Origin of the sequence: Arthrobacter dokdonellae, from assembly GCF_003268655.1 — a bacterium.
Classification (GTDB): Bacteria; Actinomycetota; Actinomycetes; order Actinomycetales; family Micrococcaceae; genus Specibacter; species Specibacter dokdonellae.
Window position 1 is genome coordinate 1,619,387 of the sequence record NZ_CP029642.1, and the last position, 12,287, is coordinate 1,631,673.

Annotated in this window: 13 protein-coding genes; 5 read left to right on the forward strand and 8 right to left on the reverse strand. The window is 68.4% G+C overall.

Translation table 11 applies throughout. From position 1 onward, the window contains the following. Position 1: 1 nt before the first annotated feature. From DMB86_RS07160 to DMB86_RS07170, 3 genes are all read right to left on the reverse strand, one after another. Positions 2 to 805, reverse strand: coding sequence for a glycosyltransferase family 2 protein (locus tag DMB86_RS07160; RefSeq protein ID WP_227878647.1), 804 nt, complete (start codon positions 803 to 805; stop codon positions 2 to 4). Positions 806 to 1,254: 449 nt separating this feature from the next. Next, positions 1,255 to 2,355, reverse strand: a complete 1,101-nt coding sequence (locus tag DMB86_RS07165; protein WP_227878648.1) for a glycoside hydrolase family 16 protein — start codon at positions 2,353 to 2,355, stop codon at positions 1,255 to 1,257. A gap of 294 nt (positions 2,356 to 2,649) precedes the next feature. After that, positions 2,650 to 3,150, reverse strand: a complete 501-nt coding sequence (locus DMB86_RS07170; protein ID WP_113717175.1) for a DUF2505 domain-containing protein — start codon at positions 3,148 to 3,150, stop codon at positions 2,650 to 2,652. 168 nt (positions 3,151 to 3,318) lie between these two features. Between DMB86_RS07170 and mfd the strand changes: the two genes are divergently transcribed. Continuing rightward, on the forward strand, positions 3,319 to 6,954 hold the full coding sequence (gene mfd / locus DMB86_RS07175) for a transcription-repair coupling factor (protein ID WP_113717176.1): 3,636 nt from the start codon (positions 3,319 to 3,321) through the stop codon (positions 6,952 to 6,954). A gap of 197 nt (positions 6,955 to 7,151) precedes the next feature. Next, positions 7,152 to 7,700 (forward strand): acyl-CoA thioesterase, encoded by a 549-nt coding sequence (locus DMB86_RS07180; protein ID WP_113717177.1) that lies wholly within the window; start codon positions 7,152 to 7,154, stop codon positions 7,698 to 7,700. 111 nt (positions 7,701 to 7,811) lie between these two features. Here DMB86_RS07180 and DMB86_RS07185 read toward each other — a convergent pair whose 3' ends face one another. The 3 genes from DMB86_RS07185 to DMB86_RS07195 form a co-directional block, all read right to left on the reverse strand. Further along, positions 7,812 to 8,039, reverse strand: a complete 228-nt coding sequence (locus tag DMB86_RS07185; RefSeq protein WP_113717178.1) for a hypothetical protein — start codon at positions 8,037 to 8,039, stop codon at positions 7,812 to 7,814. Between the two features lie 82 nt (positions 8,040 to 8,121). Further along, positions 8,122 to 8,829, reverse strand: a complete 708-nt coding sequence (deoC, locus tag DMB86_RS07190; protein WP_113717179.1) for a deoxyribose-phosphate aldolase — start codon at positions 8,827 to 8,829, stop codon at positions 8,122 to 8,124. Positions 8,830 to 8,907: 78 nt separating this feature from the next. After that, positions 8,908 to 9,345, reverse strand: a complete 438-nt coding sequence (locus tag DMB86_RS07195; RefSeq protein ID WP_236783353.1) for a putative sulfate exporter family transporter — start codon at positions 9,343 to 9,345, stop codon at positions 8,908 to 8,910. An 88-nt stretch (positions 9,346 to 9,433) separates the two neighbouring features. On the opposite strand from DMB86_RS07195, the gene DMB86_RS20910 reads away from it, so the two are divergent. Genes DMB86_RS20910 through DMB86_RS20920 form a run of 3 tightly spaced genes read left to right on the forward strand, consistent with a single transcriptional unit; the run spans position 9,434 to position 10,117 of the window. Further along, positions 9,434 to 9,739, forward strand: a complete 306-nt coding sequence (locus DMB86_RS20910; protein ID WP_227878649.1) for a helix-turn-helix domain-containing protein — start codon at positions 9,434 to 9,436, stop codon at positions 9,737 to 9,739. A gap of 17 nt (positions 9,740 to 9,756) precedes the next feature. Next, positions 9,757 to 9,981, forward strand: a complete 225-nt coding sequence (locus DMB86_RS21610) for a hypothetical protein (protein WP_227878719.1) — start codon at positions 9,757 to 9,759, stop codon at positions 9,979 to 9,981. Next, entirely contained in the window at positions 9,938 to 10,117 is a 180-nt protein-coding gene (locus DMB86_RS20920; protein WP_227878799.1) for a type 2 periplasmic-binding domain-containing protein, read from the forward strand. The genes DMB86_RS21610 and DMB86_RS20920 overlap by 44 nt, the downstream gene beginning before the upstream one ends. On the opposite strand, the gene DMB86_RS07205 is transcribed toward DMB86_RS20920, so the two are convergent. Both DMB86_RS07205 and cobA read right to left on the reverse strand, forming a co-directional pair. Further along, a complete protein-coding gene (locus DMB86_RS07205; RefSeq protein ID WP_113719399.1) occupies positions 10,099 to 11,316 on the reverse strand; it encodes a uroporphyrinogen-III synthase in 1,218 nt (405 codons plus the stop codon). The two genes, DMB86_RS20920 and DMB86_RS07205, sit on opposite strands and share 19 nt — an antisense overlap. A gap of 8 nt (positions 11,317 to 11,324) precedes the next feature. Further along, complete coding sequence (gene cobA / locus DMB86_RS07210) at positions 11,325 to 12,191, reverse strand: uroporphyrinogen-III C-methyltransferase (RefSeq protein WP_113717181.1); 867 nt, start codon at positions 12,189 to 12,191, stop codon at positions 11,325 to 11,327. Between the last annotated feature and the right edge of the window lie 96 nt (positions 12,192 to 12,287).

Sequence of the window (12,287 nt, forward strand, 5' to 3'; positions counted from 1 at the left end):
CTCAAACCCCCACTGCCGGGGTGAGCAGCGCGGCCGGGTCGGCGGGTGAGCGGGTAATCTCGACCGGAAGCTCATGGTAGTGGACCCGCAGGATTGACTCGGCGCGTGCGCCGGCCGTGGGCGAATCCCATTCGTACCACTCTTTTACCAAGGTGTGCAGCACCCGCCAGCCGTCCCGGAACGTGCGCAGGTTGGATGTGCCGGAGAGCCTGTTCAATTCGTGGGTGGGCACTTCGGCGATGCGCAGCCCCGCCAGGGCCGCACGAATTGCCAGCTCGGTTTCAATTTCGAAGCCGCTCGACGCGAGTTCCAAAAGGGGCAGGACCTGCCGGCGCAGGCCGACGTAGCCATAGCAAAGGTCCGAGAAATGGCGGTGGCACGCCATGTTGGCCAGGCCCGTCAGGGCCCGGTTTCCCTGTCCGCGAAGCCACGTGAGGTCGTCTGACGTGCCCCCCGTGAGGTATCGGGAGCCCTTGACGAAGTCGAAGCCGCTGCTCAAGAGTTCGGTGTACCAGCCGATCTCGCCCGGGTCCATGCTGCCGTCCGCATCGATCATGACGATCAGGTCGCCGGTGCTGGCGGCGAACCCGGCACGAATGGCCGCGCCTTTTCCTTTTTCAGGTTCCAGGACCACCTCGACGTCCGGGCGGACGGCCCGGGCCACTTTGACGGTGTCGTCCTCGGAGCGGCCGTCGACAATGAGGACCTGGTCCACGAAGGCAGGGATGCGACGCAGCACCCACGGCAGGTTCCGTGCCTCATTGAGCGTGGGGATGACCAGGCTGACGGACGGATGCCTGTGCACGACGGAAGGATAGGGAAGTTCTGGGTGCAGGCGATCCTGCTCGGTACTGTCTGCTTTTGCTAGGCCCAAATAGGTCATTGGTTCCTCCACAAGGTGCGGAAGACACGGCAAAGCCCGGTTCGGCCCGCGTGTCCCTGCCGCGGCTGCCCCCCGAGGTGGTCGCCAGCAAAACTATTTACGTACTATTTTCGATTGAGACCTGGACCTGCCGCCCCGTCTTGCTTTTCCCTGGCGGCTAGGAAAACCGTACGTCCGAGAGATGGCAGCCGGTAGAGTACGCACTACTCGAATTGCCCGTTCCAGTACTTGTTTTTTCGGGGTGGCTACTTGGACGGCAGACTGCGTACCGCGTCCACGCCTCCACTGCCGAGTGCGCCAACATGCAACAAGGGCCGCCGGGAGTCACTGGGACCTCCGGCGGCCCTTGCGCCGTGCAGCGTGGTGGCGGCCTACTTGTAGACGCGCACCCAGTCAACCTGCATTTGGGACGGGCTGGTGGCCCCGCCGTTCGGGAACCAATCCAGCTGAAGGGTCTGGTGCATGCCGACGCCAGGCTGGTGGGCAGGGTTGGTGTCGGTGAAGGTCTTTACGCCATCGATGTAGCCGGTGATTCCGGACGGGGTCCACTCCACGGCGTAGTTGTGCCACTGGGTGGTGTCGATCGGCGTCGACGTGGTGGTCTGGAAGTCGGAGCCGCCGCAGGCGTAGTGGAGGAAGAACTTCATCTGCGCCGTCGCCTCGGTGCTTTCCGCGTAGTCAATTTCCGCGCACTTGGACGAGGCGTTGTTGTTGGGCCAGAGAATTAGCACCGGGTGGTACTGCGGGTCCCGGGCGTTGGTCCGCATCCGGGTTTCCCACCGGCCGTACTGCTGTTGGGCAAATTTCGCCGACATGCCTCCTGTGTTGCCTTCGGCGTCACCGCTGACGGTCGCCATGCCGTTGGCAACGGACCAGGCCTTCGGGGTGCGGGTGCCGTTGCCCGCGTGGCCGGCGCTGTTGTATACGCTCCACTTGGTGGAATCGGGAGCCCCCGTGTAGGAGAACTCGTCACCGGCAACAGCGGAACCCCACCCGAACTTGACCGCGGCCTGTGTGCCGTCACCGGCCGGGGCCGGCGCGGCCGGGCTGGCGGCCGTCGCGGGACTGGACGTGGGGGCGGGAGCAGGGCTGGAGGCCACCGTGGGCGTCGCTGTGGAAACTGCCGTCCCTGACGTGGGGGACTGCGAGGCGCTCGGCGCCACCGTGGGCGCGGGGGACGCCACCGTGGGGCGGGCCGTGGGCGCGGCGGAAGCTTTCGGGCGCGCCGTGTGCGTGGGCTTTGGCTTCGGGGAATGCTTCGCCCTGGCCAGGGGGGTGCTTGCGGCGGCCAACTCGGCGTTGGACCCAACGGCTGCACTGCCGTTGTTGGAGGGGGAAGCCAGGCCGCAGCCTGTCAGGGACATCACACCGATGGCCGTGAGCAGCAGCGCCTTGCGTGCCGCGGAGCCGCGTCGGGCGGCCGCTGCGCCCTGGTGGCGTGGTTTTTGGGCATAGTTGTGCTTAAAAGACATATATCTCCCGGGTAGGGACGTCGCTGGAGGACGTTCTCATGAGGTGACGGCAACACCTGCCGCGCCGGGGACCCCCAGGCCCTCGGCGGACACGGCCGCCGTCGGGCGTGCGTGAAAAGGCGTCCGGCCACAGGGCCGGGCAACTTCAGGAGACCGGGGTCCACGCTACCCGAACAGGCCCACAGATAACAAAACGGTAACGGACCCGGCGTGTCCGAACCGGGTTCCGGGGCTGTGCCTGGGACACCGGTGTGCGCCGCGGCGCCCACCGGTGTTCCGGCGCAAAACCGTTGCCTACGGGTGTTCTGTCAGCCATTCCTGGGCGAGCGTGGCCTGCAGGTTCAGGGCCTTGCCGATGACGGGCTCGGCGGCGGAGGCGATCTTGGCGCCCAGGAACGGGATGGCCGACTTCACTTCGCCGCTGAGTTCCACGAGGGTCGAATCGCCGGAAGCCGTGAGCTTCTGCACGGCCGTGACGTCCAGCGGGGCGCCGGCCACGGTCAGCTTGATGTTGTTGCTGCGGGAACCGTCCGCGGCCGGGGCGCCCCACTCCTCGAGCTGGGTGACCGTCAGGGTGGCGCCGACCACCTTCCGGGCGATCTCCGGCATGCGCGTGGTGGGCAGCGTGCGCACCGTCTTGGTGGTGAAGGCGCCCGTGGTGGCGCCGTTGATCTCAAAAGACTTCAACTCCCCGCCCACCGTGAAACTCACGTGCTTGACGAACTCCTCGTCGGCAAACACGTCGGTGACGCGCTGGGCGGTGGCGGACAGGGTGGTTGCGGCGGTCAGCGCCATGGTTCCTCCGAAGGGGACGGGTAAGGGGTGCGGGCACCACCTTACCGTGGCCCGCCGCGGCGGGAGTAAGCTGGAACGGTCCCCGGCGTTCACTTGTGAATTCCGGGCTTTCGTGTTGCTCCCGAAAGTAACGCCCGCCCGTCCACGCCCCTAGGAGAATATCCGCCCATGAGCCTCAACGGCCTGCGCACCGCCCTCGCCGGGGATCCGCTGTTTGCCCGGGTGCGCGCCAACGCGGCCGCGGACCATGCCCAGCGCAGCCCCGACCTTCAGTTCAGCGCACCCTCGGGCCTGGGCCCCGTTCTGCTTGCGGAGGTGGCGGACGGCCTGGCCGCGGCCCATGCCCTGGGGGGGGGACCCGGCGTCGTGCTTGCCGTCACGGCCACGGGCCGCGAGGCGGAGGACACCGTGGCCGCCCTGCGCTCCTTTCTGCCGGAGGGGGCCGTGGCGGAGTTTCCGAGCTGGGAGACCCTGCCGCACGAGCGCCTCTCGCCGCGTTCGGACACCGTGGGCCGGCGCCTGGCCGTGCTGCGCCGCCTGGCGCACCCCGAGTACGACGCCGGGGAGCACCTTCGCGTCGTCGTCGCACCCATCCGGGCGGTGGTGCAGCCGGTGGTGGCCGGCTTGGGCGAACTGGTTCCCGTCCGCCTCACGGTGGGCGAGGAGGTGCCGTTCACCGAGTTGGTCAAGCGGCTGGCCGACGCGGCGTACGCGCGCGTGGACATGGTCACGCACCGCGGCGAATTTGCCGTGCGCGGCGGCATCCTGGACGTGTTCCCGCCCACCGAAAGCCACCCGATCCGCATCGAGTTCTTCGGCGACGAGGTGGAGGCGATGCGCTGGTTCTCGGTGGCCGACCAACGTTCCCTGACGTCGGTGAAGGGGGACGTCACCCACCCGACCGGGCTGTACGCCCCGCCGTGCCGGGAAATCCTCATCACGCCCACCGTCATGGGCCGCGCCGCCAAGCTCAAGGACAGCATGCCCGCCGCGGCCGGAATGCTGGAAAAGATTGCCGGCGGCATCGCCGTGGAAGGCATGGAGTCCCTGGCGCCGGCGCTGGTGGACGGCATGGTGGCCCTGACCTCGCTGTTCCCGGCCGGCTCCGTGGCCGTGGTCCTGGAGCCGGAGAAGGTCCGCGCCCGAGCCCACGACCTGGAATCCACCAACGAGGAATTCCTGGAGGCCGCCTGGTCCACCGCGTCCGACGGCGGTGCCGCGCCCCTGGACCTGTCCTCGCACGGCATCGACCTGGCGGCGGCTTCCTTCAAGTCCCTCACCGAAACCCGCGAGGCCGCGCTGGCGCAAGGGGTCAGCTGGTGGTCCATCAGCTCCCTGGCCCAGGACGAGGAGCTGCTGCCGGACGTGGACGTGATCAACCTCCAGGCCCGGGAACCGCGCGGCTACCGCGGCGACGTGGCGGAAATGATGGAGTTCATCGGATCCCGCGTCAGGGACCAGTGGCGGGTGGTGGTGGCCACCGAGGGTCCGGGACCCGCCCAGCGCCTGGCCGAGCTGTTCCACGAAGCCAACATTCCGGCGTCGCGCGTGGCATCCCTGGACAAGGAACCGGCGCCCGGGATCATCGAGGTGACCACGGCGGACGTGGGCCGCGGCTTTGTGCTCGACTCGCTGAAGCTGGGGCTGCTGACGGAGGCGGACCTGCTGGGCCGGGCCTCCGCCGTCTCGACCCGGGACATGCTCAAGATGCCCTCCAAGCGCAGGAACGCCGTCGACCCCCTCCAGCTGCACGCCGGCGACTACGTGGTGCACGAACAGCACGGCGTGGGCAGGTTCGTGGAGCTGATCCAGCGGAAGGTGGCGGGGGCCGGGGCCGGTGGTGCCGTGGGGCTGCGCGAATACCTGGTGCTCGAATACGCGCCGTCCAAGCGCGGCGCGCCCGGGGACAAGCTGTTTGTGCCCACCGACCAGCTCGACCAGGTGACGGCGTATGTGGGCGGGGATGCCCCGGCGCTGTCCAAGATGGGCGGCTCGGACTGGGCGGCGACCAAGGGCAGGGCGCGCAAGGCCGTCAAGGAGATTGCCGGCGAGCTCATCCGGCTGTATTCCGCGCGGATGGCCAGCCGCGGCCACGCCTTTGGCCCGGACACCCCGTGGCAGGCCGAACTGGAAGAGGCGTTCCCGTACGTGGAGACCCCGGACCAGCTGGTGGCCATCAACGAGGTCAAGGCGGACATGGAAAAGGAAGTGCCCATGGACCGGCTGATTTCCGGCGACGTGGGCTACGGCAAGACCGAGATTGCCGTGCGGGCAGCTTTCAAGGCGGTGCAGGACGGCAAACAGGTGGCCGTCCTGGTGCCCACCACGCTGCTGGCGCAGCAGCACTACGAGACGTTCAATGAACGCTTCTCCGGGTTCCCGGTCCGCGTCCAGCCGCTGTCCCGCTTCCAGACCGGCAAGGAGGCCAAGGAGATTGTCGAGGGCGTGCGCACAGGCGCGGTGGACGTGGTGATCGGCACGCACCGGCTGCTCTCTAAGGACTTCGCGTTCAAGGACCTGGGCCTGGTGATTGTCGACGAGGAGCAGCGCTTTGGCGTGGAGCACAAGGAGGCGCTGAAGAAGTTGCGCACCAACGTGGACGTGCTGGCCATGAGTGCCACGCCCATCCCGCGCACGTTGGAGATGTCCATGACGGGCATCCGCGAAACCTCCACGCTGGCCACCCCGCCCGAGGAGCGCCACCCGGTGCTGACCTATGTGGGCGGGTACACCGACAAGCAGGTGGCCGCCGCCGTCCGCCGGGAGCTCATGCGCGAGGGCCAGGTGTTTTATGTTCACAATCGGGTTAAATCCATTGACCGCACGGCTGCGCACATCCAGCAGCTGGTGCCGGACGCCCGCGTGGCCGTTGCGCACGGGCAGATGAGCGAGTCCCGGCTGGAGCAGATCATTGTGGACTTCTGGGAAAAGCGCTTCGACGTGCTGGTGTGCACCACCATCATCGAGACCGGCCTGGACATCTCCAACGCCAACACGCTCATTGTTGAGCAGGCCAACAACTACGGGCTCTCCCAGCTGCACCAGCTGCGCGGGCGCGTGGGCCGCGGCCGCGAACGCGCCTACGCGTACTTCCTGTACCCGGCGGACAAGCCGCTGGGCGAAGTGGCGCTGGAACGGCTCAAGGCCGTCGCCGCGCACAACGAGCTCGGCGCCGGCATGGCACTGGCCATGAAGGACCTGGAGATCCGCGGCGCCGGCAACCTGCTGGGCGGCGAGCAGTCCGGGCACATTCAGGGCGTGGGCTTTGACCTGTACATCCGCCTGGTGGGCGAGGCCGTGGCTTCATTCCGAGGTGAGGGCGAGCAGCGGGCCGCGGAGATGAAGATCGAGCTGCCCGTCAACGCCCACCTGCCGCATGACTACGTGCCGGGGGAGCGGCTGCGCCTGGAGGCCTACCGGAAGCTGGCCGCTGCCGCGTCGCTTGCGGAGATTGACGACGTCGTGGCCGAGCTGGTGGACCGCTACGGAGAGCTGCCGCCGGCCGCCGGGAACCTCATTGCCGTGGCCCGCTTCAAGGTCCACGCCCGCGCCGCCGGGCTCTCCGACGTGGCGCTGCAGGGCAACTTCATCAAGTTCGCACCGGCGGACCTGCCGGAGTCCAAGCAGATGCGCCTGAACCGGATGTACCCCGGCGCCATGGTGAAGCCGGCCCTGAACGCCGTCCTGATCCCGAAGCCCAAGACGGCGCGCATTGGCGGCCGGGACCTGGCCGACGCCGAGGTGCTCACGTGGGCGCAGGGCGTGCTGGAGGCCATCTTCGAGCCGGTGCCCGCCACGGCCTGAGCTGGGGCTGCCTCAGTTTTGTGCCCCCCACGGTTGAGGTTCGAGATAACGACGCCTCCGCGGTGGCGCAAAACCCGTCTCGAGTCTGATGCGTTCCACAGTTGAGGTTGGAGATGACGACCCCTCCGCCGCGTCGCCGGAGGTGGTTATTTCGAACGTCGACGGGGGATGATGTTACCCGCGGGTAACATGGAGCCATGCACCTGCTGATCCGAACCCTCATCCACCTCACGTTGTCGGGGCGCCGCAGCCCGCTGTCCATCTGGGCGGCCTCGACCTGGCGCACGCGCGCGTGGCCCACCGACGTCGACATGGCCATGCACCTCAACAACGGCATGTACTTCTCGCTCATGGACCTGGGCCGCTTTGACCTCATGAAGCGCAGCGGCATCTGGGCGCGCATGCAGGAACTGAAGTGGCGCCCCGTGGTCAGCGCGGAGAGCATCGCCTTTAGGAAGTCCGTGAAGCTGTGGCAGCGCTACGCCATTGAGTCCCGGATCATTGGCCTCGACGCGAAGGCAATCTACTTTGAGCAGCGCATGGTGGCCGACGGCGAAATCTACGCACGCGCGTATGTTGCCGCCCGGCTGCTCTCAGCCGATGGGCCGGTCAGCAACGAGCGCGTCATTGAGGAATTCGGGGCGCCCCCGGCCAGCCTGAAACTGCCGGAATGGCTCCATTCGTGGCGTGAAAACAACGCCCTGCCCGGCTCCCGGCGTCCCGCACCGCACCTCTGGGGAAGGTGAGGGTCCCGGCGTCGTGCCTGCCGAAGGCTTCCTGCCAAAAAATGACTTGGGCCTGTTGAGCCCTTTCCACCGGTGGAAAGAGCCCATCAGGCCCAAGTCAAAGGCAAGCGGCTACTCTCCTGCGGAGTCCGAGCGGCCGATAAACGTCATGGGGATCATCAGGGCCAGGAACACGCACAGGAACGCGATGCCGCCGGGGATGAACGCGTGCTCGGGGCTTTCCAGGCTCCAGAAGGACATGGCGAAAATGCCGCAGAGGAACAGGCCGAAGAAAACGATGAACAGGATGATGGACTGCACCAGGTTGTTCTCGGAGCGGAACTTGGCGTTGTTGGACACGGGTCCTCCTAACCCCGAACGGGGATCTGGGTGGCTGCACCGGTGCTCCCGGTGCTCTGATCTACCCCGATCTTAGTACGTTTTAGTATGCTTCCGTGCTCGCGGTCCCGGTGACGATCGCAATGCCGGAGCTGGTGCCGATGCGGGTGGCGCCGGCGTTGAGCATTTCCTGCGCCTTTTCCAGGGAGCGGACGCCGCCGGATGCCTTCACGCCGATGTCGGGGCCCACGGTCTGGCGCATCAGGGCGACGTCGGCCGCCGTGGCGCCGCCGCCGTTGAAGCCGGTGGACGTCTTGACGAAGTCGGCCCCGGCCTCCACTGCGGCCTGGCATGCCAGGACCTTTTCGGCGTCGCTGAGCAGGGACGTTTCAATGATGACTTTCAGGATGGACTCCTCGCCGTGGACCACCTCGGCCACGGCGGAAATGTCGCTGACCAGCGAGTCCTTGTCCAGGGCCCGGGCCGCGGCAATGTTGATCACCATGTCCACCTCGTCCGCCCCGTCCATGGTGGCGCCGCGGGCCTCAAACACCTTGACGTCGGTATTGTGGGCGCCCAGCGGGAAGCCGACGACGGCGCAGGTGAGCACGCCGGTGCCCAGGAGCGCGCGGTTGGCGGTTTTCACCCAGACGGGGTTGACGCAGACTGACTTGAAGTGGTGCTCCGCGGCCTCCCGGCACAGGCGCAGGATGTCCGCCTCGGAGGCTTCGGGCTTGAGCAGCGTGTGGTCGATAAATTTGGCGAGCCCGGAGGTGGCATCCTGGGGTGTGGATGTGGCGTGCGGCGTCATGGGTACTTGCCTTCCTGTGTGGTTTCAGTGTGTTCACTGAGCTACCTGATGGTGTGTTACCTAATGGTGTCACAGGCGTCAGACAAAGATCAGCACGCCGGCCAGCGACAGCCCTGCCACCCACACGGTGGCTGCGGCGGCCAGCACCTGGGCCACCTCGTGGATGGAACCGCCCGCCCACAGGCCGGCGTCGTAGTTCCCCAGGCCCAGCAGGGCTGCGGCAGCGGGCACCACGGGAATCATCAAGGTGCCGAAGATGACCACCAGGGCGACGGCGGTCATCACCTCCCGCCGTTCCCTGGTTTCAATGACGCCGTCGACGGCGGCGACGGCCGCCGCGCCGCATAGGGAAAAGCCGCAGGCTACGGGCAGCCGGTGGGTGGGGCCGACGCCAAGCCACTTTCCCATGACCAGCGTCCCGCCAATGCCGAGGCCCACAATGCACACCACCACGAGGATCATCCCGGCACCCAGGGAGAGCACGTCGCTGATGAGCAGCTGGTACCCCAGGAGCACGACGCCGGCCCGCAGCAGGGTTTTGGCGGCATAGCACGGGCCGGGTAGCCGTCAATGATGGATATGGCCGTATCCCTTTGATATGAGCATGCGATGGCCCGACCTGGCCGCCCTCGAACTTTTCGTCGCCGTGACGGAACAGGGCAGCCTGAGCGCGGGCGCGCGCCGCGTCGGCATGGCCCAGCCCAACGCCAGCCGTGCCATGGCCCGGCTGGAGCAGCACCTGGGGTTGGCGCTGCTGGACCGCCGGACCGGGGGATCCCCGCCCGGGCCGCAGGCGGGGACATCCTGCGCCAGGCCCGGGCCGTGCTGGCCGCCGTGCGCACGCTGCAGGAGCAGTCCGGCGCGCTGGGAACCGAGCGGCGCGGGCGCCTGCGGGTGGGCGCCAGCCTGACCGTCGCCGAATACCCCATGCCCGGCTGGCTCACGGCGTTCAAGCACATCCAGCCGTCCGTCGTGGTGGAACTGGACGTGGAGAACTCGCGCCACATCTTTGAACAGGTCGCCCAGGGAGGGCCGACGTCGGCTTTGTGGAATCGCCGAACATCAACGCCGCGGTGCGCAGCGCCGTCGAGGCGGGCGCGGGCGCGCGGTGCTCAGCGACTTCGCGGTCCGCGCCGCCGTCGAGCGCGGTGAACTCGTGGAGGTTCCCGTCGCCGGCATCCGGCTGGAACGGCGCATCCGGGCCGTGTGGAAGGGATCCCGGGTCCTGGAGGGGCCGGCCGGCGAATTCGTCACCCTCGCCGGGGCCGGCTACAGGCGGATCCGGTAGCCTCGCTTGACCACGGTCTCCACCACGCCCGGGTCCGGCAGCGCGCCGCGCAGTCGGCTGACGGCCATGTGCAGGGCATGTCCGCCCAGGCCCAACACGGCGGCCAGTTCGTCCTGGGAACGCACCGCGCCGCGCGCGTCGAGGAGCGCCTTCAGCAGCTGCAGCGCCGCAGGCGCGAGAGGCACTGGCACGTTGTCGACGAGCAGCGACTGCCCGCGCACCTCCAGCAGTCCGGTGGATGTCTCCACCCCCAGCGCGCCGGCCGCCTCCAGATGTTCGCAGACCAGCCTGATCAGCGCCCCCATGCGGAAACGTTCCGGCACCAGCGGCGTGATCCCCGCGGCCAGTAGCGGGGCGGCGGTGACGGGCCCGACGGCGGCACTTGCCACGGCGGCACTCCCGCCGACGCGGCGGGCGCCGTTTTGCGGGGTGCCGGTGTCCCGGGAGCCTAAGTTCGTTGCGTGTCCAACGCTTCTGCGCAGCGCGCCTTCCGAGCCGCCACGCAGCGCGGCGAGGAATGCCGTGCCCTGTGGCGATTCGGCGGCGGCGCTCAGCACGGCGTCGGCGGCGGGAGCGCTGGTGAAGGTGAGCACGTCGAGTTCCCGGTTGGCCACGGCGTCGATCAGTTGGGACAGCCGGTCACCGTCCTGGGCGCTGACCCACCGGTACGGCGTCACGGTAAGCACGGTCGCGCCGGCGTCGCGCAGCCGCGCCAGGGCGTCGGCGTCCGTGTAGCCGTGAACCTGCACGGCCACCACCTTGCCGCTGATCCCGGACTCGATGACCAGCCCAGTCAGGGCGGCCGTGGTCTCGTCGGCGCTGATGCCGGCGTCGTCCAGCCCGGCAGCCCGGACGGCACCGCGGGCCTTGGGGCCTCGCACATAAATCTCCGCCCTGCCCAGGACGGTGAGGAGTTCCTCCCCGCGTCCGGCGGCGTCCGCTGCCTCGAGCCAGCGCCGCATGCCGTAGGCCGTGGTCACCATGACAACGTCCGGGGCCGCCGAAATGACCGCCGCGATCTCGGCCAGCAGGATCTCATCGCTTTCCACCGGTGCGATCCTCAGCGCCGGGGCGTGCAGAACCTGGGCGCCGCGCCGCTCCAACGCCTCGATCAGGTCTCCGGCACGCCGGTGGGAAGTGACGCCGATCCGGAATCCTTCCAGCGGACCCGCCAGGACGGTCTCACCTAAATGCCTCATGGTCTCCTTCACGCCGACTGCCTTGCCTTTTGGTGCAAAGCCGCGCCGGGGGTTGCGATCTCAGGCAGCGCCCTGCCGGCATCCTCGCCAGGCAGGAAATCCGCGGCCGCCAGGCCGGCCCCGCCCGCCACGGACACCACATCGCCAATGACAATGACCGCGGGGTTGCGGCACGCCGAGGCAGCGTTGACAATGCTACCCAGCGTGGCCGTGGTGGTGCGCTGCGTATGACTGAAACCGCGTTCGACGACGGCCACCGGCGTAACATTCGCCAGTCCCGCCAGGCGCAGTCCCGCCACCATCGACGGCAGCGTGCCGACGCCCATGAGCACCACGATGGTCCCGCCCAATCCGGCCAGGTGCTGGTATTCGTGCGGCTCCAGGGGTGCGTGGCCGGAGACCACGGTGAACAGGTGGCTGACATTGCGGTGGGTCACCGGGATGCCGGCGGCGCCGGGCACCGCAATGGCGCTGGAGACGCCGGGCACCACCGTGACCGGGATGCCGGCGGCCACGGCCGCAGCCATCTCCTCGCCGCCGCGGCCAAACACGAACGGGTCCCCGCCCTTGAGCCGGACCACGTGCAGCCCGGCCCGGGCGTCGTCCACCATCCGCCCCTGGATCTCCTCCTGCGGCACTTTATGGTGCCCCGGCGTCTTGCCGACGTCCACGAACATGGCGTGCGGCGCCAGTTCCGCCAGGTCCCGGGTGGGGCCGAGCCGGTCGAAGTAGACGACGTCGGCCGTGGCCAGTGCCTTGACGGCGCGGAGCGTGAGTAGGTCTGCCGGGCCGGGACCGCCGCCGACCAGGGTGATCCGGCCGGGGCGGCTGGTGCGGCTGGTGCCGGTGCGGCTGGTGCTGATGCGCGTCGTCATGGTGTGCCTGCCTTTGCTTCGGGTGGGAACTGTGGAGGGTGGGCGCCCGTGCCAGCGGCATCCGTATCGCAGTAGTTGGACGGAAAAACGACTTTC

Coding starts and splice junctions, on each gene's coding strand:
- DMB86_RS07165 (WP_227878648.1), bottom strand. CDS start 2,355: ATGTCTTTTAAGCACAACTATGCCCAAAAACCACGCCACCAGGGCGCA.
- DMB86_RS07170 (WP_113717175.1), bottom strand. CDS start 3,150: ATGGCGCTGACCGCCGCAACCACCCTGTCCGCCACCGCCCAGCGCGTC.
- mfd (WP_113717176.1), top strand. CDS start 3,319: ATGAGCCTCAACGGCCTGCGCACCGCCCTCGCCGGGGATCCGCTGTTT.
- DMB86_RS07180 (WP_113717177.1), top strand. CDS start 7,152: ATGCACCTGCTGATCCGAACCCTCATCCACCTCACGTTGTCGGGGCGC.
- deoC (WP_113717179.1), bottom strand. CDS start 8,829: ATGACGCCGCACGCCACATCCACACCCCAGGATGCCACCTCCGGGCTC.
- DMB86_RS20910 (WP_227878649.1), top strand. CDS start 9,434: ATGCGATGGCCCGACCTGGCCGCCCTCGAACTTTTCGTCGCCGTGACG.
- DMB86_RS21610 (WP_227878719.1), top strand. CDS start 9,757: ATGCCCGGCTGGCTCACGGCGTTCAAGCACATCCAGCCGTCCGTCGTG.
- DMB86_RS07205 (WP_113719399.1), bottom strand. CDS start 11,316: ATGAGGCATTTAGGTGAGACCGTCCTGGCGGGTCCGCTGGAAGGATTC.
- cobA (WP_113717181.1), bottom strand. CDS start 12,191: ATGACGACGCGCATCAGCACCAGCCGCACCGGCACCAGCCGCACCAGC.